Below are 26,190 nucleotides of genomic sequence, written 5' to 3'. Positions count from 1 at the left end.
ATGAATTTTAGCAAAATCATTATTTTGACAGCTTCTATTTTTAAAATTCTAAATTAGTTTGAGTAAGTTTGCTTTAAATTCAGTTTTTTTTCAACTCTAAAAAAACATTTTGCATAAAAACCAGTCATTTTCTTCATAAAAACGAATCAACATTTCCTTATTTGCATGTCTGAAGCTTTACAAATTCTAAAAAAATACTGGAACCACGATAGTTTTAGAACACCTCAGGAAGAAATTATCGATTCGGTTTTAAACGGTCATGACACGTTTGCACTGATGCCTACAGGCGGAGGAAAATCGATTTGTTTCCAAATTCCCGCTTTAATGCAAAAAGGAATCTGCTTAGTCATTTCGCCTTTAGTTGCTTTAATGAAAGATCAGGTTGCTAATTTACAAAAGCGCAATATCAAAGCCATCGCACTTACCGGTGGCATCAAATCCGACGAAATAATTGACTTATTAGACAATTGTCAATATGGAAATTACAAATTCCTTTATTTATCTCCCGAGCGCTTACAATCGGATTGGATTTTAGAGCGAATTAAAAACATACCTATCAATTTAATAGCCATAGACGAAGCGCACTGTGTTTCACAATGGGGACATGATTTTCGTCCGGCTTATTTAAAAATAGCTCATTTAAAAAGTCATTTTCCTAAAACCCCTTTTCTGGCCCTTACAGCGACTGCAACACCAAGGGTAAAAGAAGACATTATTAAGGAATTAGAACTTGAAAACCCGCAGTGTTTTGAAAAATCATTTGAAAGAAAAAACATTGCCTACATGGTTTTTGAAATCGAAGACAAGCTTTTTAGAATTCAGCAAATTTTAAAGAAAAATCCACAGCCTTCCATAATATATGTCAGAAACCGAAGAGCCTGCACCGACACGGCTGCTCAACTAAATTCTTTAGGATTTAAAACTACTTTTTATCACGGCGGTTTAGCCACAAAAGAAAAGAATAAGAACATGCAACTCTGGATGCAGGAAGACGTACAGGTTATGGTTGCCACCAATGCTTTTGGAATGGGAATTGACAAAACCAATGTAAAAACGGTAATTCACATCCATCTGCCTGAAAATCTGGAAAATTATTATCAGGAAGCAGGAAGAGCAGGACGAAACGAAGAAAAAGCTTTTGCAATTTTACTCACGAGTCCTTCGGATATTGCTCAAACTGAAAACCAATTTATTTACATACTTCCCGATAAAAGCTTTTTAAAAGAAGTTTTCATCAAAATGTGCAATTATTTTCAGATTGCTTACGGAGAAGGTATTAACGAAAAATATTCTTTTAACTTAAATCAATTTTGCCATCGTTATAATTTTCCCGTTTTAAAAACTTACAATGCCATTCAGTTTTTAGACCGACAAGGAGTTATTAGTTTATCGCAGGAATTCTCAGAAAAAATAACACTACAGTTCATTATCCCTTCTAAAGAAGTCATTCGATATATTAGTTTGAATCCAAATGACGAAGAAATTGTATTAGCTATTTTACGAGCTTATCCCGGAATTTACGACACTCAAATCAGTTTAAACATTCCGTTCATTGCTCAAAAATCAAAACATACCGAAACTGAAGTACAAACTGTTTTAGAAAAACTAAAAGAAAAAGACATTGTTGACTACCATTCTAAAAACAATGACACCACATTACTATTTAATGAAATTCGCGAAGACGAGAGAACCATTAATCGAATTGCAAAATACCTTGAAAACCAAAATAAATTAAAAAAAGAACAATTTGAAGCCGTTTTAAACTACATCAAAAAAGACGATTGCTGCAAAAGCCAATTAATTCTGGAATATTTTGGAGAAAAGAAAACAAATAATTGCGGTATTTGTTCTTATTGCATTAGCAAAAAAGAAAAGAAAGAAAGCAAGATTTCAATTTCGAAGAAAATAGTACATTTATTAAAAACCTCCGATTTAAATTCAAGAGAAATTCAGTCAGAGCTTAATAATCCTTCAGACGATATTATCTTTGCTCTTCAAGAATTATTAGAAAACGAAATTATTCTAATAAAACCAAACAATAAATATAGCTTAAAACAATAATGGAAAAATTACGAATCGTATTCATGGGAACTCCTGACTTTGCTGTAGGAATCCTTGACAGTATACTAAAAAACAATTACGAAGTAGTAGGTGTAATAACTGCTGCCGACAAACCTGCCGGACGCGGACAAAAAATAAAATATTCGGCTGTAAAAGAATATGCTTTAGCAAACAATTTAAATTTATTGCAGCCAACCAATTTAAAAGACGAATCTTTCCTTACCGAATTAAAGTCGCTGAATGCAAATCTACAAATCGTAGTCGCTTTTAGAATGTTACCAAAAGTAGTTTGGGAAATGCCTCAATTTGGAACATTTAATCTTCACGCCTCGCTCCTTCCTAATTACCGTGGCGCAGCACCTATTAATTGGGCCATTATCAACGGAGAAACTAAAACAGGAGTTACTACATTCTTTATTGACGATAAAATAGACACCGGAGCCATGATTTTGAGTTCGGAAACTGAAATTGACCCGAATGAAAATGCAGGACAACTTCACGATCGTTTAATGAACTTAGGCAGCAACACCGTTATAGACACTTTAGCTTTATTGGAAAAAGGAAAAGTAAACACAACTATCCAAACAGAAAATGCCGATATAAAGACAGCTTATAAACTTAACAAGGAAAACTGCAAGATTGACTGGACAAAATCATCTTCGGATATTCATAATCTAATTAGAGGTCTGAGTCCTTATCCTGCTTCTTGGTGTTTCTTTACCGACAAAAATCAAGAATGGAACGTAAAAATTTATGAGTCAAAAGTAATTTCCGAAGCACACAATTACACCACCGGTACAATAATAAGCTCTAAAAAAGAATTAAAAATTGCCGTGAAAGATGGTTTTATCCAAATATTAAGTTTACAATTTCCAGGCAAAAAGAAAATGACAACCACAGAATTACTCAACGGAATTTCATTTTCAGAAGAAGCAAAAGCCGTTTAACCCCAATAAAAACGGGAAAAACCACCCAAAACCAGCTAAAAACCCCGTTGTTATGAACAAAAAAAACAAGTTATTAACAAAATAACGTAAAATCCGTCAAAACACTTGTGAGGTCTGTATTTACTGCTAAATTTGTTGTATAACAATTTATTTTTAACCAACAATTAATAACTTTTTATTATGAACAAATCAGAATTAATCGATGCTATCGCTGCTGATGCAGGAATCACTAAAGCTGCTGCTAAATTAGCTTTAGAGTCATTTTTAGGAAATGTAGGAGAGACTTTGAAAAAAGGAGGAAAAGTTTCTCTTGTAGGTTTCGGATCATGGTCAGTTTCTTCAAGAGCTGCAAGAGACGGAAGAAACCCTCAAACAGGAAAAACAATCCAAATCGCTGCTAAAAACGTAGTAAAATTTAAAGCTGGAGCTGAATTAGAAGGAGCTATAAACTAATAATTTGCCTCAAAAATCGATCTATAAAAAAAACCCTCAATCGAGGGTTTTTTTATGCTTTTTACCGATTATTTTTGGAGTTTTTTATTTTTTTTTCTTAAATTTAATAAAAAAAATTAATAGTCATGATTTCAGAACCATTAATAAAAGGACAACTACTTATTGCTGAACCTTCAATAATTGGAGATTTATCATTCAATCGCTCTGTGATTTTATTAGCTGATCATGACAAAGACGGATCGGTTGGTTTTATCATTAACAAACCATTAAAATATACTATTCACGACCTAATTCCTGAAATTAATTCCCGATTAAAAATCTACAACGGAGGCCCTGTAGAACAAGACAACCTGTACTTTATTCATAATGTTCCTAATTTAATCCCAAACAGTATCGAAATTTCTAACGGAATTTATTGGGGCGGTGATTTTGAATCCACCAAAGAACTTATCAATAGCGGAAAAATAAATAAAAACAATATTCGTTTTTTCCTTGGTTACACTGGCTGGTCTGAAAGCCAACTTCAATCAGAGATGGATAACAATTCATGGATTATCACCTCCAATAATTATAAAAACAAAATTATAGGTAAATCCTCCACTCATTTTTGGAAAGAACAAATATTAGAATTAGGAGGCGATTATCTTATTTGGTCTAATGCTCCTGAAAACCCTTATTTAAATTAAGAAGTTCCCAGAAGCTCATTCAATTTCTCCACCAATTGCCGAGACACATTCGTCTTAAACGTTTTTTTTCTATATCTTGTAATAGGCTGAATTCCTTTTATCACATTAGTAATAAACAATTCATCCGCTTTTTGAAGATCAAACGGAGAAATTATTTCCTCAGCAACCTCTAACCCCTGAATTGTCTTTGCCAAATTCAAAACCTGCTTACGCATTACACCATTCAAACAACCTTCGGAAACAGGAGGAGTAACTAATCTCTCACCTACAACCATAAAAATATTCCCCTGAATTGCCTCAATAACATTTTTAACATCATTTAACAACAAACAATTATCCAAACCATTTTCGTTAGCAAAAATACTGGCTGTTACATTCAACATTCTATTTGTACTTTTAATCGAAGACAATAGTTGCTTAGTGATGTAGAAATCTTTAAACAAATCCACCTCATAATCTTTTTCTTCAAAAGAATACAAAATAGTATCCAAGGCAGTTGCATGAACTAGAAAAGAAACCGTTTGATCAATCGGAAGATAATATCCTCCATCATTTCTAAAAACAGTAATTCGAACCCTTGCCGATTCAGAAATACCCATTTTATCCACCAACACAAGTAACTGCTCCTCAAAATACTCCATCGTAAAATGCATTGGAATTTCCATTCGCACCACACGCATCGAAGCCATCAATCTAAAATAATGATCTTCCAGATACAATACTTTGGAATTCACAATTTTCACTGTTTCAAAAACAGCATCTCCGTATAAAAAACCTCTGTTTTGTGTTAATATATTTGATTCTTGAGTTACTAAAGTTCCGTTGAAATTAATCATAAAAAAAGCCCTGAATTTTGTTCAGGGCAAATATAAGTTATAAAAATAGAATTCGCTATACCGAACCTAAGAGATGTTTTAAATCAGAAATTTGATTTTCCCACAATTGTTTTGCCTCATCAATTTCGTCTTCATCAGCAAAATCAATAATCAACAAAGAAACGTCTTTAGTTAACTCATCCTCTAATATATGTAATTCAAAAAAATACTCAGTGTCCTTATTAGCGGTATCAACCCATTTAAACTTTACTTTTTCTCCTGATTTTTTAGATGCCAATCTTGCTTTCTCTTCTGAATCATTCCAAATAAAAGTAAAAAATTCTCCTCTGGAATTTACATCATCAGCAAACCATTCAGCTAATCCGGAAGGAGTGGAAATATATTGATATAATAATTGTGGTGAAGAATTTATAGGAAACTCTATTTCGTAACGTACTTTAACATCCATAAAGGCAGATTTATTTTTTTTCGAATATATAGAATATAATGTCTAAAAAAAAACGTTTTTAAAAATATTTTTTTTCTTCATTTTTTACTTGCATGATTTATTTTTATTCCTATCTTTGCACCCGCAATCAGGAACAGCATTGACCTGAAATTTGGCGAGGTAGCTCAGTTGGTTAGAGCGCAGGATTCATAACCCTGAGGTCACGGGTTCAACTCCCGTCTTCGCTACGAAAACAAACCCTTAAACATCAATTGTTTAAGGGTTTTTTCATTATAATTACCTCTAAAAAAATCTTGGCTCTGAATTAATTCCGAAACATTTGAAGGAATAAAATTTACAAATAAATATCAGAAAGCCTAAAAACCCAACTTTCAATTTTTGAAAAAAAATTCTCCTGCTAATGTTGTCAAAACCTCATGAAAAGCATCTTTAAGCAACCCCAATAATAGCCAACTAAAATCCTCACTTTAATCAACTCATTTTCAAAACCAGGATTTATTATTTTTTCAGACAAATAAGTAAGTTAATTCTTTCTACATGGATTAAAAAGTGTATTTTAGCGATTTTATATGCACTTTGTCGATATTTTAAATTTAAATTATTATTTTTACAACGAATTAAACCTACTATTAATCAAAATAGTTTTTTTTTCGAAATAGCTGACCCCCAAACAGATACCATATGACTTAAAAAAACAGGCTATGAAAGAACTTTACTTTAATAAATCAAATAATTTTATTTTTTATATTCTATTCCTTCTAATAGCGTTATTAGCAAACATAACTAATGCCCAAACTGTCACATCGCCACAGGTTAATTTCGCCCAAAGAACTTCAACATATTCTCCTGGAAAAACCATTTATAATATTAAAGGAGATTTTACCATGTTAGGAAATACAAACCTGACACTGGTTAACTACAGTAATACTACCAACAACGAAGGAAATGCAATGAAATATGTTGATATCGATAGCGATAGTAATACATGGAATTCTTCTAAAGCGAGTCTCGAATTGACTAATGGTGGTGAAAATAGTGCAAATCCAGATTGTTCAACAATAATTTATGCCGGTTTATATTGGACGGGTAAATCACAGGACGCTGATACATTTACAGTATCAAAACAAGTTCAAAACGGTACACAATCAGTAAACACAAATTCGACAGTAACCCATGGTCAAAATGTTACCAATACTAATTATAGTTTAAATATAAGTTCTATAAATGGTGGAGGAAGCAACAATCGATATCCTTCTTACACATTTACTGGTAATGGAAAGACATACGCATTTAGCTACACTAATAGCTCAACGGTTAGCCTTTCGGTAGATGGTGGAACTGCAAGCAATATCCCAGTAACAATCACTACCGGAACAACAAATACAGCAACATTAAACACCCCATATACTATCACTGATGGAACAGTTACTTTAACTATTAAATCATTAACAAGAAATCCAGCAACAGCTAGCAGTACAGATTATACCGTAGCCTCTTCAAATTACGTAAGTGTCAATGTTACAGGCACAGTTCCAACATATACAACTGTTAACAAAAATTATGATAAAAAATCAATTTCATTAAAAGGTCCCGGTGCTACATCTTACACCACAGTAACAACTACGTCAAACGTGCTTTTTCCAGGATCAGCCTATAGCGGAATTTTCATTGGTTATCAGGAAGTAACCGATTACGTAAAAGCCCATGGAGCAGGTGCATATACCGTTGCTGACATTGCTCTAGTAGAAGGCACTAACTCTAATCCAGGTTATTCCGGAGGATGGGTAATGGTTGTCATTTACGAAAATCCTTTAATGAAAAGCCGTGCTGTTACGCTTTTTGATGGTTATGCTTATGTAAACGGACAACGATCTGGAGGTGGTGAGTATGGAAACATTCCTATTTCGGGTTTCACTACAGTTGCTTCCGGTCAGGTAAACATGAAATTAGGAGTTATGGCTGCTGAAGGTGACGTTGCTACTAATTCAGGTAGCGATTATTTAGCGGTACAAAAACTTAACGCTGATCCTAACACCTATAATTCAACCAACTACCTGACTTTAAACCACTCTGGTAACACAACAAGCAACTTCTTTAATTCATCTATATTTCCTGTTCCAACTGCAGGAGCAAGTGATCCAATTTTACAAAATAATACAGGAGTAGATTTTAGTATGTTCACTATTCCTAATACCGGAAACACAGTAATTGGTAACAACCAAACTTCGACAACGTTTAGATTTGGTTCTACTTATGAAGTGTACACCATTTTCGGTTTTGCCATGTCGGTAGACTCTTATGTTCCCGATCCACAAGGATTAATAAGTGTTAACTCTATTAACAATGTTACTAATCCAACTGTTTTAAATGCTTTACCGGGACAAGCAATTAATTATTCGCTTAATATTACTAACGAAGGAACTGAAGCTACTAATAACACCATTGTTTCAATCCCTATTCCGGCAACTGCCATATTCAATACAGGCAGTACAATAAACTATCATACCTATAATGGTTTTACCACTAGTAATGTTCCCTATTATGATGCTGTAAACAATAAAATAGTATGGAATTTGGGAACATTGCCTATAACGGCAAATCATCCGGAATACATATATGCTGATTTGAGTTTTGATCTCAATGTTACAACAGATTGTGCTATTTTATTAAGTGCTGGTTGTAATCCGGAAGTATCTTTGGAAACAGGTTCAATTTCCGGTACAGGTGCTACCTCAGGCTCATCATTTACCAATTATTTCTTCCAAGGTTATGACAACACTGCTTGTCATTTACAAATTGACGGCTCTATAAAAGTAGCTATCGACAACAGTTCTTGTCTATCCAGTTTAGCGGGTCCAGATCAAGCAACCTATTGTGGTGGCGAAACCGTAACTCTAAATGCCTCATCAGGCGCCACAGGAGTATGGACGATAGTAAGTGGTCCTTCAGGAGGTGGCGAAATTTTCTCTAACAGCTCAAGTCCAACATCTACTTTCTACAGTCCAAATATTGGCACCTATACTTTAAGATGGACAACTAGTTGTGGCACAACTGATGATGCTCTTGTTACTTTTGAACTTTGTAATGTAGTCAATTTTGACGGGGTCGATGACAATATTAATTTTAAAAACAAATTCAGTTTAGATAGTGGAAATTTCAGTATCGAAGCCTGGATAAAATCTAATCAGACAAACAACAACACACAAACTATATTATCTAAACATCTAAGCCCAACTGCAACTAACGGCTATGATTTGAAATTAGTAAACAATATTATTTCTTTCAATTGGAATAATAATTCTATTACGGCAACTCACGCTATCGATACCGACAGATGGTATCATATCTCAGTAACTTTTGACGGAACTAATTACAATTTATACGTTGACGGTATTTTGGAAAAAACAACATCAGGTGTGAACCCAAGTTCTAATAGCGTCGATTTTATTGTAGGAGCTATGAGTCAAAATACTGATGTTCCTTATAATTATTTTAACGGATGGATAGACGAACTTCGCATTTGGAATCTTGCTTTATCTACTGATCAAATTCGTAAAATGATGAATCAGGAAATTACAAATGACGGAAGTAATAACGTTAAAGGAGCTATCATCCCTAAAAACATAAGTGGTTTAAACTGGAGTAATCTTTATGGTTATTATCAAATGAATAATAGCAGTGATGTTAGCAATGGTTATTTAGTAGATAAATCCGGAAACTCAAATAATGGAAAATTAAAAGGAATTTATCTTCCTGAACCGGATACTGCTCCTATTCCATATACATCCAGAGCTGATGGCGCCTGGGAAACGGATGAAACCTGGACAAATTATGATGTTTGGGATCCACCGTATAGTTTAGGGATTGACAATACAACCGTAATCGAATGGAACATTTTAGAAACTTCTCACAACATTACTTCAGCCGGAAACAAAACTGTTCTGGGATTATTAGTTAACAGCAATACCATTAGTGCTAATAATAATTCTAAAATAGAAATTTCAAGCTATTTAAAACTGGATGGAAAAATTGATTTGGTTGGAAAATCACAATTAATCCAAACTCTTGATAGTGATTTAGACGTAAACAGCTCAGGTTCTATAGAAAGAGACCAACAAGGGCAATCAAATCTATACAATTACAACTATTGGAGTTCTCCGGTAGGAACTATAAATACGACAACCAATAATGTAAGTTATACCGTAAAAGGAGTTATGAAAGATGGTACAACTACAACTCCACAAACTATAAACTGGATTGGAGGGTATAACGGTTCACCTACTGTACCTATAAGCATCGCTAGATATTGGCTTTATAAATTTGATAATTATGCTAACGCCTATGCGAGCTGGGTTCAATTCAACGAAAATTCCAACATAAGAGTTGGACAAGGTTATACCATGAAAGGTAGCGGAGCTCCATCAGCAACTCAAAACTATACCTTTGTTGGGAAACCTAACAATGGATTAATCACTTCAAACTCAGTAAGTGCTAATCAATTGCTCTTAGCAGGAAATCCTTATCCTAGTGCTTTGGACAGTGAAGCTTTTATAAACGACAATGCTAATTCAATAAACGGAACTGTCTACTTCTGGGAGCATTATAGCACTAATAACACCCATGTTTTAAAAGAGTACCAAGGCGGATATGCAACAAGAAATTTAACCGGAGGTGTTGCCCCATCATCGGCAAATGTTGATTTTATAAGTAAATTAGGAACACCATCAAAAGGAATCCCTAACCGTTTTATACCAGTAGGACAAGGTTTTTTTGTAATAGGCAAATCAGATGGCGGAGGAACAATTACTTACAACAACAATCAAAGAGGTTTTCACAAAGAAGATGATGCTGTAAATTCAAACACCATGTATAAAATTACAGCTCAAACAAAACAAGCTTGGCAAAACAACAGCAATGACGCTGTCGAAGGACCTAATTACAAAAAAATAAGATTAGGATTTAACTCTCGTAACGATTACCACAGACAACTTTTATTAGGTTTCATGGATGATAAAGCGACTAACGACATGGACTATGGTTACGATGCTTACATTATGGACAACCTTTCTAATGATATGTTTTTCTTAATTGGAACCAGTAAGTTTGTTATTCAGGGGGTCGGCACTTTCGATAAAAATGCCTCTTACCCTATTGGGGTTAAAACTGACGCTGAAGGAACTGTTAATTTTATGATTGATGATTTAGAAAATTTTGAAGCAAATCAGCCAGTTTACATTTACGATAGTGAGACAAACACGTACAACAACATTAGAGGAAACACCTATGCTGTAAACTTAGTTGGAGGAACAAACACAACAAGATTTTCATTACGCTTTTTTAATCCTGCTGTTGACACTATAATAGAAGTCCCGGAACCACAACCACAACCAGAACCCGAAAAACCAGTAGAACCTGAAACTGTATATAATATTACAATTACGCACATTCAAAAAACAGACATTATCAATATCAATAATGAAATTGAAGATTGTAGCGTTACTAAAGTACATCTTTACAACGATTCAGGTATTGAAGTTCAAAACTGGAAAATTCAGGACAACAGGGATCAATCTAACATCCAGGTACACTTCAAAAAGACTAAAATTGGGGTCTATATTGTAAAAGTAGAAACAACCAAAGGAGAATTCACTAAAAAAATTCTAGTTGAATAAAATAATTTCATAGTTAGTAGTTGTTGTTTAAAATCTCTAATTGAATTGCAAGATTTAATTAGAGATTTTTTTATACTCATCAATAATTGATTACAGTTAAAAAATATTTTCAAAAAACCTCATCTCTTAATAGTATTTATGCTTTTAATTTTTACATTTGCGTTATTTTTATTTATTCTAAATAGATAAAATAAATTAAACCAAAAAGGAAAAACAATATCTAATCGAAAAACATAAAACATAATGAAGAAAAATCTATTTGTTTCGATTGCTTTATTAGCAATATCAATGGCTAATGCACAACAAAAAAATTCGCTTTTAGAACAATCATTTTGGAAATCATCTCCGGATATTACTACTGTTAAAGCTGAAATAGCAAAAGGAAACAACCCTTCTGAAAGCACAAGTAACGCTTTTGACGCTGTAGTTTTAGCCATAAACAACGATGCTCCAGCCGAAACAATTAAATTTTTAATTGAACAACCTGGAAATAGTATTAACAAACCTACACATGACAATCGTATTTATTTACACTGGGCAGCCGGAAAAGGAAATATTGAAATCATAAATTACCTTATTTCAAAAGGTTCTGATATAAACCTTGAAGACAGCCACGGCCTAACACCTATTATTTCTGCAATAAACAGTGGACAAAAAAATACAGCTGTGTACGATGCCTTTTTTAAAGCAGGAATAGATCCAAAGAAAAAAGACAAAGAAGGAGCTACTCTTTTACTAATGGCTATTCCTTATGACAAAGATTTAAGTCTAAGCAATTATTTTATCACTAAAGGATTATCATTAAAAGATGCCGATAATAATGGTAATACTGCTTTTAACTATGCTGCAAGAACCGGTAATATCGAGCTATTAAAAACATTAGTACAAAAAGGAGTAAAATATACCGACAATGCTCTTATCATAGCAACTCAAGGTTCACGCCGTGAAGCGAATTCAATCGAAGTTTATAAATATTTAGTTGATGATTTAAAACTAAAACCAACTGTAGTTTCAGTTGATGGAGAAACGGTTCTACATTATTTAGTGCGCAAATCCAATCAAACAGAAATCATCAATTACTTTTTGAACAAAGGAGTTGACATTAATAAAACTGACAATGAAGGGAATACCGCTTTAATGAATGCGGCATCAGCAAGAGACAACGAAGCCTTAGGATTATTGCTTTCAAAAGTAAAAGATGTCAATGCAAAAAATGCAAAAGGAGAATCAGCTTTATCTTTAGCTATCCAAAACGGAAGTCCTAAAGCAGTGGAACTTTTATTACAAAAAAAAGCGGATATCAATGTAACGGACAAAGATGGGAACAACTTGGGTTATTACTTAATTCAATCCTATCGCCCACAAATGATGGGACGCAATCCTGAATCATCAAATGCAATTTCTGAAAACCCATTTGCTGCCAAAATAAAATTATTACAGGATAACGGATTTAACTTAGCACAATCACAAAAAGACGGAAGCACCTTATATCATTTTGCGGTACTAAAAAATGATATAAATTTGCTAAAAAAATTAGCCGATTTAAATATTGATATCAATGCTAAGAACAAAGACGGATTAACCGCTTTACACAAAGCTGCCATGATTGCCAAAAATGACACTATTTTGAAATATTTATTATCAATTGGTGCAAAAAAAGAGATCAAAACCGACTTTGATGAAACAGCTTACGATCTTGCTAAAGAAAACGAAACCTTAACGAAAAACAACATTGCTGTTGAAATTTTAAAATAACAAAATGAACTCAATAATTAAAACTGCTTTACTAAGCACATTTATCTGCCTTATCTCCTTTCAAACTTCAGCGCAAAGCAGCAAATACAAATGCATGCTGCAAATGTCTAACTACGTTGGCGAAGGTGCTTACATCGTTGTTTCTTTAGTAAATGCAAAAGGAGCCTACGAAAAAACACTTTATGTAATGGGTGATGATAAAAAATGGTACAAAACATTAAAAGAATGGCATAAATTCTATTCAAAAAAACCTGCTAACATTAGTGCAATAACTGGAGCATCAGTTACAGGTGGAGACAGAAGTATTACCACCATTGAAATTGACGATGCTAAAATAAATAGTGGGTATAAATTGCGCTTTGAATCAGCGGTCGAAGACCAAAAATACCATACTATTGATGCTGAAATTCCTTTAACTTCAGAAGGAATTGCATCTAAAACAGAAGGAAAAGGATACATTCGTTACGTACGCTTAAACAAAATATAACAGTAGCGGATGACTCTTTCTTTTTGGCGGTACTCACACCTCGCTTTGGCGGTATTTTCTGCTGTATTCTTATTTTTAGCATCGGTTACAGGAACCATCCTTGCCGTTGATGCCATTCAGGAGAAAATCCCGTCGCATCGGGTGGATAATTTTGAAGCGATTACATTGGCTAAAACCCTGCCTAAGCTACGCAAAATCTATCCTGAAATAACAGAATTAAGTATCGACCACAATCAATTTGTTATTTTACAGGCTATTGATAAAGACGGAAATGACATCAATGCTTATATCGATCCTGTAACAGGAAAAGTCATTGGCACACCCGAAAAGAAAAGTGATTTTATAAAATGGATTACGGGTTTGCATCGTTCTTTGTTTCTGCACGAAACAGGCCGTCTTTTTATCGGAATTAATGCCTTTCTGTTACTTCTAATTGCTATTTCGGGATTTGTATTAGTCCTAAAAAGACAAAAAGGACTTCGCAACTTTTTTTCAAAAATCATCAAAGAATATTTTGCCCAATACTATCATGTTTTATTGGGAAGATTGGCTTTGATTCCAATACTGATTATTGCGCTTTCCGGAACTTACCTATCGATGGAACGTTTTCATCTTTTTGAAAATGAAAATAAAACCGAAACTAAAAATTCGAAACCACAAAAAAAGACTTTCGATTTCAAACAAACTTCTTTGGCTGAAATCTCAAAAATAGAATTCCCTTTTTCAGAAGATGCCGAAGACTATTATACCTTTGAATTAAAAGACCGAAAAATTGAAGTAGAACAATATTCGAATGCAATTGTTTCGGAAGAATTATATCCCACTTCAAAATTGCTGTCCGAATTAAGTTTGGACTTACACACGGGACGAGCCAATGCGTTTTGGGCTTTTGTACTGGGATTAGCCTCTTTAAATATTCTGTTTTTTATCTATTCAGGATTTGCAATGACTTTTAAAAGAAGAGCCAGCCGCATTACAAACAAATTCAAAGCTGAAGAAAGCAAATACATCTTATTAGTTGGTTCAGAAAACGGAAGTTCGTTGCGCTTTGCTAATGTTATTTTGAAAGAATTAACAGCACAAGGCGAAAAAGCTTTTATTGGACAAATGAATAATTATACTTCCTATCCAAAAGCAGAACATTTATTGATTTTCACTTCAACTTATGGTTTAGGAGACGCGCCTTCAAACGCTACTAAATTTGAATCCCTCTTAGAGAAAACGAATCAGCATAAAACCATCAATTATTCCGTAATTGGTTTTGGTTCTAAATCCTACCCTGATTTTTGCGGTTATGCAAAAAAAGTGGATACTATTTTAGAAAAGCAATCCTGGGCCAATCGCTTTTTAGAATTACAAACCGTAAATGATAAATCGGCGGAAGAATTTGTAAACTGGGTAAAATTATGGAGTGCTAAAACAACACTTTCACTAAGCACTACCCCATCGGTTTACAATCATATTCCAAAAGGATTAGAAAAATTAATGGTTTTAGACAAAACCACTATTTCAGAAAACGAACAGACTTTTTTGCTGACTTTAAGAGCCGGAATGCGAAGCAAATTCACCTCTGGAGATCTTTTAGCTATATATCCCGCCAATGACAATCGTGAACGTTTGTATTCAATTGGAACCCATAATGGAAACATTCAATTGGCTGTAAAATTGCATCCAAATGGTTTGGTCTCTGGGTTTTTATACAATTTAAATGTTGGCGATACTATTAAAACCCAAATCATCGATAATAAGGCTTTTCATTTCCCTAAAAAAGCGAGCAAAGTAGCTCTAATTTCTAACGGAACAGGAATTGCACCATTCCTTGGAATGATTGAACAAAACAAGAAAAAAACAGCAATACATTTGTATTCCGGCTTTCGCCAAAAAACCGAAATCACAAAACAGTATCAGAATTTTGCTTCTGAAATGATACAAAAACAACAATTGAAAAATTTTCATTTGGCTTATTCCCGCGAAGCCGACAAACATTATGTGATGGATTTGATTCAAATGGATGCTGATTTCTTTGCCTATTTATTAGCAAATAATGGCATTGTGATGATTTGTGGCGCATTGAAAATGCAATTTGATGTCGAAAAAACTTTAGACCAAATTTGTATTTCTAAAAACAACACGCCTCTTTCAGTGTATAAAGCCAAAAATCAAATCATGACAGATTGCTATTAATCTCATTTTTATTCTTTTAAAATGACTATTAAACGTTTCCATTTTATCGTATTCATTTGCTTTGTCTTCTTGGGTTTTACTTGCCAATCCCAAGTGCTACGCAAAAGGACAACGATGCTTATGGGTGGACGTTTTGATATAAGTATGGTTGATCAAGACTCGCTTTCTGCCGAACAAAACATTGATGAAATCATTGCCGAAATTAGTAGAATAGAAAATCTAATTTCCGACTGGAAACCCACATCCCAGATTTCTCAAGTCAATCAAAATGCAGGAATTCAAGCTGTAAAAGTGGACAAAGAAGTTTTTGAATTGACTAAAAGAGCTTTACATTTTTCTGAAATCACAAATGGTGCTTTCGATATCAGTTTTGCTGCCATGGACAAAATCTGGAAATTTGATGGTTCCATGACCGAAATGCCCACAGCCGAAGCGATCAAAAAATCAGTTGAGAAAGTAGGTTATAAAAACATCATTCTGGACAGTGTCAATTCGACTATTTTTTTAAAATTAAAAGGAATGAAAATAGGTTTTGGCGCTTTGGGTGAAGGTTATGCTACTAACCGATGTAAAGAAATGATGCTCGCCAAAGGAATTCAATCCGGAATTATAAACGCAACTGGTGACATGAGCGTTTGGGGAACTCAAACTAATGGAAAGCCTTGGAATATTGGGATTACCAATCCTTTTCATCCTAATAACATTTTAGCAACTATTCCTATAAGAGAAGGTGCTGTTACTACTTCTGGCTCTTACGAAAAGTTTGTAATTTTTAATGGTAAACGTTATTCCCATATTATTAATCCGGCTACAGGCTACCCCGCTACAGGTCTATGCAGTGTTACTGTTTTTGGTCCCAATGCCGAAATTGCTAATGGTTTTAGTACCTCAGCAATGGTTCTAGGTAAAAAAGAAGCCCTAAAATTACTCCATCAATATCCTGATTACAGCTTCATTATGATTACGGATTCAGGCAGAACGTTATTCTCTAAAAATTTTCCAAAACGTCAGTTGAAAAAATACAAATAATCCAAAAAAAAATCCTCTAAAAAAGGATTATTCAATTCTGTAAGTTAGTCAGCAACAAAATCTTATAAAGTATTAAAAATCTTATCATTTCATCTAATTCTCGTAGAACAATACTTTCAAAACGATACATTTAAAATTAAATGTACTTTATCGAGTTATCCTACTCGTTATCGATTAAACTGCAGTTTCGGCTACAAATTTTTTAAATTTATATCATCACTTTAATTAGTGACTTCCAAACAAATTGACCCCTAGCTGTTTTTTGAGTTTTTAACTCAAAAGCATTCATCTTTTTACTCTAGAAGAGATTTATTTATTGAATAATCTCAAAATACTTCTTGGTGCTAAATCAACAAATTCTGTTGAAGCAAAACAAAAGAATTAAAAGTTGTTTTCTGAATTTAAATTGTATGAATCATGAAACAAAACTACTTATTGCTATTATTTATATTCTTTAGCCTAATTACAACTTATGGTCAGGTTGATGGAGATTTTCAATCAAAAACTACAGGCAATTGGGAATCAGTTTCCTCATGGGAAATTTATTCGGGTGGTTCATGGACTGCAGCGACTACTTACCCGGGACAAATTGCAGGAACTTATAACATTACAATAAAAACCGGACATATTATCACCATTTCTTCTAATCTGGTTACCGTTTCGATGGGAAATTTAATAATTAACGGAACATTAAATTTAAACCCTTCTTCTTCTCCAAATACAATAACTTTAGAAACAAATACTTTAGATATAAACGGAGGAATTTTAAATTTTAATTCTAACAAAATCAGACTTAATCTTCCTTCGACAGCTGTAATTACTTTAGAAAATGGAGGGAATTTTACAGGTAGTTGCACTAATAATGACGAAATATACATCGGTACAAAAAAATATGCTGCTTGTGTAGGTGGTGGTTCTTCGGTTTACACCTTCGGTGAAGTTGCTGCATCAGGAGGAAATGTTAACGCCGAAATTTCAATTCCTGCATCAGGACCTGTTACTATTGATGGTTGCTCACTAATTAATCTTACTGGGGGTTATACTGGAACCGAAAATAATGTGACATACAAATGGACCTTAAGAGATCCAAATGGAATCATAACAACATTAAGTATAGGTTCACTAACGGATGATTCTCAAACTACTGCTACTTCATTTACTCCGACTATAATTGGACAATATCTTGTTGGATTAGAAATAACTACTACTGCTTCAGCAACAAATATTGAAACCCGCGTTTTTAATGTTATTGACACGACCAATCCCGTACTAACTCCTGAAGCCAATCAGAATGCAACTTTAAACGGAAGTTGTTTGGTCACTATTCCAAATTTAGTAGACGGTTCTACTGCAACTGATAATTGTTCGGGTGTGACTATTACTCAAAATCCTATTGCAGGAACAACTCAGGCTGCCATTCATAACGGAACAATCAATGTAACTATAACTGCTACGGATGCTGCCGGAAATACCGACTCTAAAGTCGTTGTGATTACTGCAAAAGACACGACCAACCCTATACTAACTCCTGAAGCTAATCAGAATGTGACTTTAAATGGAAGTTGTTTGGTGACTATTCCTAATTTAGTAGACGGTTCTATTGCAACTGATAATTGTAGCGGAGTAACTATTTCGCAAAATCCTGTTGCCGGAACCTCTCAGGCTGCCATTCATAACGGAACTATTAATGTAACTGTGACTGCTACGGATGCTGCCGGAAATACCGACTCTAAAGTCGTTGTGATTACTGCTAAAGATTCTACCAATCCGGTACTAACTCCAGAAGCTAATCAGAATGCGACTTTAAACGGAAGTTGCTTAGTCACTATTCCAAATTTAGTAGACGGTTCTTCCGCTACCGATAATTGTTCGGGTGTGACTATTACTCAAAATCCTATTGCCGGAACTTCTCAGGCCGCTGTTCATGACGGAACTATTAATGTAACCGTAACTGCTACGGATGCTGCCGGAAATACTGATTCTAAAGTCGTTGTGATTACTGCTAAAGATTTGACCAATCCGGTACTAACTCCAGAAGCCAATCAAAATGCAACTTTAAACGGAAGTTGTTTGGTATCTATTCCAAATTTAGTAGACGGTTCTACCGCTACCGATAATTGTTCAGGTGTAACTATTACTCAAAGTCCTATTGCCGGAACTTCTCAGGCAACCGTTCATAACGGAACTATCAATGTAACTGTAACGGCTACCGATGCTGCCGGAAATACCAACTCTAAAATTGTAGTGATTACTGCAAAAGATGTTACTAATCCTGTATTGACCGCCGAAGCCAATCAGGATGTGAATTTGAATGCCAGTTGCATGATCACTATTCCAAATGTAGTAGACGGTTCTTCCGCTACCGATAATTGTTCGGGTGTGACTATTACTCAAAATCCTCTTGTAGGAACTACTCAGGCCGCTGTTAATAACGGAACAATCAATGTAACCGTGACTGCTACTGATGTTGCCGGAAATACTGATTCTAAAATTGTAGTGATTACTGCTAAAGATACCACCAATCCGGTACTAACTCCTGAAGCTAATCAGAATGCGACTTTAAACGGAAGTTGTTTGGTAACTATTCCAAATTTAGTAGACGGTTCTACTGCAACTGATAATTGTTCCGGTGTGACTATTACTCAAAATCCTATTGCCGGAACTTCTCAGACCGCTGTTCATGACGGAACAATCAATGTAACCGTAACTGCGACAGATGCTGCCGGAAATACCGACTCTAAAGTCGTTGTGATTACTGCTAAAGACACCTCTAATCCCGTTCTTACTCCAGAAGCCAATCAAAATGCAACTTTAAACGGAAGTTGTTTGGTGACTATTCCAAATGTAGTAGACGGTTCTACCGCTACCGATAATTGTTCAGGTGTAACTATTACTCAAAGTCCTATTGCCGGAACTTCTCAGGCAGCCGTTCATAACGGAACTATCAATGTAACTGTAACGGCTACCGATGCTGCCGGAAATACTGATTCTAAAGTTGTAGTGATTACTGCCAAAGACACCACTAATCCCGTTCTTACTCCTGAAGCCAATCAAAATGTGACTTTAAACGGAAGTTGTTTGGTCACTATTCCTAATTTAGTAGACGGTTCTACAGCAACCGATAATTGTTCAGGTGTGACTATTACTCAAAATCCTCTTGCAGGAACTACTCAGGCCGCTGTTCATAACGGAACAATCAATGTAACCGTGACTGCTACGGATACCGCCGGAAATACCGACTCTAAAATTGTAGTGATTACTGCTAAAGACACGACCAACCCTATACTAACTCCTGAAGCCAATCAAAATGTAACTTTAAACGGAAGTTGTTTGGTATCTATTCCAAATTTAATAGACGGTTCTACTGCAACTGATAATTGTTCCGGTGTAACTATTTCGCAAAATCCTATTGCCGGAACTTCTCAGGTCGCCATTCATAACGGAACAATCAATGTAACCGTAACTGCTACGGATGCTGCCGGAAATACCGACTCTAAAGTCGTTGTGATTACTGCTAAAGACACGACCAACCCTATACTAACTCCTGAAGCCAATCAAAATGTAACTTTAAACGGAAGTTGTTTGGTGACTATTCCAAATGTAGTAGACGGTTCTATTGCTAGCGATAATTGTTCGGGTGTAACTATTTCCCAAAATCCTATTGCCGGAACTACTCAGGCTGCCATTCATGACGGAACAATCAATGTAACCGTGACTGCTACGGATGCTGCCGGAAACACTGATTCTAAAATTGTAGTGATTACTGCTAAAGATACCACAAATCCTTCATTAACTCCCGGAACCGATCAAAATGCTTTTACTAATTCAGGAGTTTGTACAGCTTCAGTTATTGTGACTAATGCTATTTTCTCAGATAATTGTTCTGGGGCTACAATTGCTTACACCTTGAGTGGCGCCACAACTAAAACTTTTACTCCTGGACAAGTTGGAACCTATACCTTTAACAAAGGGATAACAACAATCAATTATACCGTTACTGATGCTGCCGGAAATACAATTACAGGTTCTAAAACAATAACAGTAAACGATAATATTAAACCAACAATAACTGCTCCATCAAATATAACTGTAAACACAAATACAGCATGTACAGCAACAGGAGTAAATTTAGGAACACCTGTAACAGCTGACAATTGCTCAGTAACTTCAATAACAAACAATCATCCTTCGACAACTTATCCATTAGGAAGTACTACAGTAATTTGGACGGTAACTGATAGTTCGGGAAATACGGCAACAGCAAACCAAATAGTTAATATCATAGATAATATACCTCCAACTATTGTTTGTCCAACAAATAAAACAGCAAATACCAATGCTAACGGAACCGGAGATTGTTACACAACTGTAAGTACAGGTACTCCAACAACATCTGATAATTGTACGGTTGCCTCTGTTGTTGCTAAGGTAGCTGGTATTACCATTGATACTGCAACTTATCAATTCCCCATTGGTAACACAACCATAACCTGGACGGTAACCGACAACGCCGGATTGACTGCTTCCTGTAATCAAATTATCACCGTTATTGACAATGAAAATCCATCAATAACTTGCCCGGGAGATCAAAATGTTAATTTTAATGCTAACTGTCAATTTGTTTTACAAGATTATACTTCATTAGCCACAACTTCGGATAATTGTGATACTAATTTAACAATAACACAAACCCCAGCCCCCGGTACCTTAATTTCTACTGCAACGACCACTATTACACTAACTGCTAAAGATGCTGCCAATAAAACAAGCGCCTGTACTTTTAAAGTTAGCGCAATAGATAATACTCCTCCAACAGCAGTTTGTAAAAATTACACTGCTTATTTGAGTTCTAATGGAACTGTAACTATATCTGCTTTGAATTTAGATAATGGTTCATCTGACAATTGCGGAATTGCCAGTATGACCGTTTCACCCAATTCATTCAACTGCAGTAATGTTGGCCCTAACAATGTAATTTTTACTGTATCTGATAATGGCGGAAACAGCAGCAGTTGTAATGCCATTGTAACTGTAGTGGATAATACACCTCCAACGATGATTTGCAAAAACTATATTGTAGTGATTGATCCAATTACCAGAGTCGCTACAATCAAAACATCTGATGTTGACAATGGTTCCAATGATGCCTGCGGAATTGCTTCGTTAAATGTATTTCCTAATATATTTGCTGATTCACCTACTATTTATACCGCAATTACTACATTAACTGCAGTCGATGTTAACGGAAATTCAAATAGCTGTACAGCAACTATAACAGTTGAACCTCCAAAAAACCTATTTACCTATTTAACAGGTGTAATTGTAAATCCTATTCCTGATAATCCCCAACCGCCAAGTTCCTTAATTGAAGTTACAGCCTGTCCTGGTGGAATTACAGTTCCAAAAGACATCCAATTTACATTACAGGCCATTGGCACCTATAATTTACAAGCCTCACATGTTTTAAATTGGGAATACTCAAATGACAATGGGGAAACTTGGATTACGATACCTAACACAGCCGGTTTACTAAGCTATACCTTGACAGGATTAACAAGTGATACTTTTGTGCGGTTAAGAATTACCGATGCAGACAATCCGACCATAATAAAAACATCCGCAGAAGCCTATGCCCGATTTTTGCCTCCGGATCAGCCACCTATTATCATTAACCATTCGGCTTTGGATATTTGTCTTGGAAACTCTGTAACTATAAATGCTGAGAGTTTTTATGACCAACCCGAAGGGCAATTTGGAAAAGGGGGTAAATTTAATTATGCCCAACCAGATGGATGGCGTGTGGACGGATTAGACGGATTCTTCCCAGCCAGTGGTAATAACAATACTGAACCTACCTGGAAAGAAACCAATTCAAATACTAATCCTAATACAACATTTAGTGGCATTAATTACGATACTTCAGACAATACAAAATTTGCTATTGCTCACGCCGCTGAAGCGAACAGAGTGACTACTCTGGAAACACCTGTGTTCAGTACCATCGGAATGACTTCCAGTGAAGCAATAATGACATTCTATACTGCCTATTATTTCTGTAATGGAGGATTTGGTAAAATTGAATTATCTTTTGATGCAGGAAACACTTATACTGTGACACTTAACACCATGCAAAATGATATTTTTACTGCCGGTCATACCACAGGTGTTCATGCTTATAAAGGATCCAACTGTACTAAACAATATGCTGTAGCCGATGCTTTTCGTTATACTTCAATAAATTTAGGTCCTTACGCAGGTCTTGCAGGATTACGCGTTAGATTTACTTTCAATTCCGGACCAAGTGGCGGTACTTGCAATAATGTAACTTTTCCAAAACATTCCTCAAATAATTGTTCAAACACCCAAACTTTTAACGTAGGAAGCGGATGGGCAATTGACGACGTTGGTTTTGCATTCGCTACAGTAGATGACGAATTAGAATGGACTGATGAAGATGGAAATGTAATTGCCAGAGGAACTACTGCAACTGTAACTCCTCAAACTCCTGGAATAAGAGAATATGGAGTTACTACTTTAGTTAATGGTTGCAGAACTGATAATAGTTCGGGAACCAGCTTTGTAAATATTAATACAAGCTTAGCTTATTCCGGAGAAGATTATGCCCCTCTTGCCAGTAATTGCGGAGAAAACAGCATCAAATTAAATGCTTACGACAACACTAAATCAGCGGTAACCAACTATAATAAAGGAGCATGGAAAAGTAATTTGTATGTAGTTCCAAATACCACAGCCGGGGATACTGATTATCCCGGAACCGGAATTACCGGAACCTGGACTATTACCAGCGCTACCTCTTCCTCATGTGGAAACTCGGCTACTTTTTCCAGTGCCACCGACCCGGATGCAATTTTCACCGCCGATCCGGGAACGTATGTGGTAAGATGGACACTTTCAAATGGTTGTTTCGATGAAACCGCTATTACATTTATAGATTGTAAATCAGTAGATTTTGATGGAAATAACGATTATGTTTCTTTTAAAGACAATTACAACCTAAATACTAATTTCAGTATTGAATTTTGGGTAAAACCAAACTCTGTCAATGGAATCCGAACTGTTTTCTCCAGAAAAGATGCCGGAGATAACACTAAGGGTTATGATTTAAGTATTGTGGATGGGCAAGTCCAATTTAATTGGTTCAATGCTTCAGGAGCCAATTCTATTACATCAGGAACTAACGTTATTGGAACCGACAGATGGTATCATTTGGCAGCTACTTTTGATGGTGCAACTTACAAACTTTATGTTGACGGTTTAGAATTAGCTTCTAAAAATGGTTCTGCTCCGGTTGCAACAGCAACTACTATCGAAGCTCTCTTAGGTGCTATGAATCAATCTTCAACAAATACGCCGACTAATTATTTCCATGGCTGGATTGACGAAGTTAAAATTTGGAATAAAACTTTAGGAGTGGAACAAATAAGACAAATGATGAATCAGGAAATTGACATCTCAGGAACTGATGTGGGAGGAGTTGTAATACCTTTAAGAATTTCCGGTGCTGACAACGACAACAACGGAATTGAAGATAATCCTTTGTTATGGAGTGATCTTCTGGGATACTACCGAATGACAACTAATTGTGGAAATTTAGTTGCCTACAAAGGAGTGAGCGGAAGATTGCGTAACATCAATTCAAGTCAACAACAAACAGCTCCTATTCCTTATACTTCAAGAGTTTCTAACCAAACTTGGAATACTGACAACACCTGGACTAATTATGATGTTTGGAATGTTCCTAATAGTCTTGGAATAAATAATCAACCAATCAATTGGAATATTGTAAAAATTAATCATAAAGTTACTTCAAATACTCAGGATTTAACATTACTTGGTCTAATTGTAATGTCTAATGAACTAATTATTACCAACTCAGGAATTCAAGACGAAAACAATCCCGGACATGGACTATGGATTACTCAATATCTAAAATTAGATGGTAAAATTGATTTGGTAGGCGAATCGCAATTGGTTCAAAAACGTTACAGCACTACCCAATTTAGCGAAAGTATTTTTGAGGAAAGCAGTACAGGTTATATTGAAATAGACCAACAAGGCAAACAAAACAGTTTTAATTATAACTATTGGTCTTCGCCTGTAAGTAATAGAGGAGCAGCGAATAATTCGTCATACTCAATGACTTCTATTTTAAGAGATGGAACTGATAGCTCAAACCCAAAAAACATAAACTTTGGTGACGGAGCCAATTTTGCCGATGGACCACTTTCCATACCTATTAAAATTAGCAACAGATGGATTTGGACTTATAGTTCGCTTACCCCTGCTTCAAATTCAAATTGGGATAATTACTACCAATGGCAATATAAATCCAGCACAGGCTTAATTGCTGTTGCTGATGGCTTTAGCATGAAAGGAAGCGGAGGAACTGCTCCTATAAATGACACTCAAAATTATGTATTCACAGGAAAACCAAATTCAGGAACTATTAATAAATTCATCGCTTTACAACAAACATATCTAATAGGAAACCCCTATCCAAGTGTCTTAGATGCCGATGAATTTATAAAAGACAATCTAAAAGATTGCACAGGTTGCAGAGGAACAACTAATACTTTTGGCGGGGCATTGTATTTCTGGGATCACTTTGGTTTGTCAAATAACCACATTCTGGCGCAATACGAGGGAGGCTATGCAACCTATACCTTAACCGGAGGTGTCGCCGCAATTGCAAACGATCCTCTGAATGTTAACAATGGAGCTACAGGATCCAAAATCCCACAACGTTATATTCCTATAGGACAAGCTTTCTTTATAAATGCCTCCTCAACAAACAATGTCCAAGGAGGAACATTCACTTTTAAAAATAGTCAACGTGCCTTTGTAAGAGAGTCTTCAGGAAATTCTATTTTTATGAAAACGGCTAATGATAAAAATTCCTTTGCTGCTAAAGAAACTATTGATAAACGAATGAAAATCAGATTAGGATTTGATTCTCCAATTGGTAATCACAGACAAATTCTGGTGGGTACCGACCCAAATACAACCAATCAATTTGATTTTGGATACGATGCAAAAATGATAGAAGTTAAAGATAATGACATGTATTGGGAATTAGAAAACCTTCCTTTTATCATTCAGGGAATTCCAAATTTTGATCGTGAACAAATTATTCCATTTGGGCTAAAAATTACCAATGAAGGAAAATCAACTATAAAAATTGATGCCTTAGAAAATATTCCTAACAACCTTGATATTTATGTTTATGACAACACAAACAGAATTTATTATGATTTAAGAAAAGCCAATTTTGAAATTTCATTAGCGCCTGGCGAATATAATAATCGATTCTCTTTACAATTTGTAAACAAAACTTACAGTATCAACGAAACAAACATTAACAACGGTATCATTTGTTATTATACTAATGATAATCACATGTTGAATATTAAAAACAATTTTTACGATGTGAACATCGAATCCGTTTCTTTATTCAATATTCCTAAACAAAATATTGGCAAGTGGAAAATCGATGATGAGAAGCAAAACTTTATCCAAATTCCAATTAACAATCTAAGCTCTGCAGTCTATATTGTTTTGATTAAAACAGATAAAGGGGAATTCAGCCAAAAAATAATTATCAAATAACAGTA

At 35.0% G+C, this 26,190-nt stretch carries 12 protein-coding genes and 1 tRNA gene; 11 read left to right on the top strand and 2 right to left on the bottom strand.

Translation table 11 applies throughout. The annotated features are described in order from the left end of the window. The first annotated feature begins 165 nt into the window (after nt 1-165). From BLR17_RS07740 to BLR17_RS07725, 4 genes are all read left to right on the top strand, one after another. Nucleotides 166-2,061 (top strand): RecQ family ATP-dependent DNA helicase, encoded by a 1,896-nt coding sequence (locus tag BLR17_RS07740; RefSeq protein WP_066324010.1) that lies wholly within the window; start codon nt 166-168, stop codon nt 2,059-2,061. Further along, nucleotides 2,061-3,008, top strand: coding sequence for a methionyl-tRNA formyltransferase (fmt, locus tag BLR17_RS07735; RefSeq protein WP_066324008.1), 948 nt, complete (start codon nt 2,061-2,063; stop codon nt 3,006-3,008). The genes BLR17_RS07740 and fmt overlap by 1 nt, the downstream gene beginning before the upstream one ends. Nucleotides 3,009-3,188: 180 nt before the next feature. Next, the gene (locus BLR17_RS07730; RefSeq protein ID WP_066324007.1) at nt 3,189-3,461 is read left to right on the top strand and encodes an HU family DNA-binding protein; all 273 of its coding nucleotides are present in this window, start codon (nt 3,189-3,191) and stop codon (nt 3,459-3,461) included. A 125-nt stretch (nt 3,462-3,586) separates the two neighbouring features. Then, entirely contained in the window at nt 3,587-4,147 is a 561-nt protein-coding gene (locus BLR17_RS07725; RefSeq protein ID WP_066324003.1) for a YqgE/AlgH family protein, read from the top strand. On the opposite strand, the gene BLR17_RS07720 is transcribed toward BLR17_RS07725, so the two are convergent. Further along, entirely contained in the window at nt 4,144-4,983 is an 840-nt protein-coding gene (locus BLR17_RS07720; protein ID WP_066323999.1) for an aminotransferase class IV, read from the bottom strand. The two genes, BLR17_RS07725 and BLR17_RS07720, sit on opposite strands and share 4 nt — an antisense overlap. Before the next feature lie 55 nt (nt 4,984-5,038). Then, nucleotides 5,039-5,431 carry an START-like domain-containing protein gene (locus tag BLR17_RS07715; protein WP_066323997.1) on the bottom strand — a complete coding sequence of 131 codons (393 nt, stop codon included), beginning with the start codon at nt 5,429-5,431 and terminating at the stop codon, nt 5,039-5,041. 153 nt (nt 5,432-5,584) lie between these two features. Between BLR17_RS07715 and BLR17_RS07710 the strand changes: the two genes are divergently transcribed. From BLR17_RS07710 to BLR17_RS07680, 7 genes are all read left to right on the top strand, one after another. Further along, a tRNA-Met gene (locus BLR17_RS07710) sits at nt 5,585-5,658 on the top strand. Nucleotides 5,659-6,132: 474 nt separating this feature from the next. After that, nucleotides 6,133-11,103: a LamG-like jellyroll fold domain-containing protein gene (locus BLR17_RS07705; RefSeq protein WP_066323994.1), complete on the top strand. Its 4,971-nt coding sequence runs from the start codon at nt 6,133-6,135 to the stop codon at nt 11,101-11,103. Nucleotides 11,104-11,346: 243 nt separating this feature from the next. Continuing rightward, nucleotides 11,347-12,858, top strand: a complete 1,512-nt coding sequence (locus BLR17_RS07700; protein WP_066323991.1) for an ankyrin repeat domain-containing protein — start codon at nt 11,347-11,349, stop codon at nt 12,856-12,858. A 4-nt stretch (nt 12,859-12,862) separates the two neighbouring features. Next, nucleotides 12,863-13,345, top strand: coding sequence for a DUF2271 domain-containing protein (locus BLR17_RS07695; protein ID WP_066323989.1), 483 nt, complete (start codon nt 12,863-12,865; stop codon nt 13,343-13,345). Between the two features lie 9 nt (nt 13,346-13,354). Beyond that, nucleotides 13,355-15,529 (top strand): PepSY domain-containing protein, encoded by a 2,175-nt coding sequence (locus BLR17_RS07690; protein WP_066323986.1) that lies wholly within the window; start codon nt 13,355-13,357, stop codon nt 15,527-15,529. Nucleotides 15,530-15,550: 21 nt separating this feature from the next. Continuing rightward, a complete protein-coding gene (locus BLR17_RS07685) occupies nt 15,551-16,558 on the top strand; it encodes an FAD:protein FMN transferase (RefSeq protein ID WP_066323982.1) in 1,008 nt (335 codons plus the stop codon). A 417-nt stretch (nt 16,559-16,975) separates the two neighbouring features. Then, nucleotides 16,976-26,185 carry a LamG-like jellyroll fold domain-containing protein gene (locus BLR17_RS07680; protein WP_074517146.1) on the top strand — a complete coding sequence of 3,070 codons (9,210 nt, stop codon included), beginning with the start codon at nt 16,976-16,978 and terminating at the stop codon, nt 26,183-26,185. The last annotated feature ends 5 nt before the right edge of the window (nt 26,186-26,190 follow it).

The organism is Flavobacterium glycines, from assembly GCF_900100165.1.
Taxonomy (GTDB): domain Bacteria; phylum Bacteroidota; class Bacteroidia; order Flavobacteriales; family Flavobacteriaceae; genus Flavobacterium; species Flavobacterium glycines.
The sequence above is the reverse complement of the archived record's forward strand: the minus strand, read 5'-3'. Positions and strand labels throughout refer to the sequence as shown.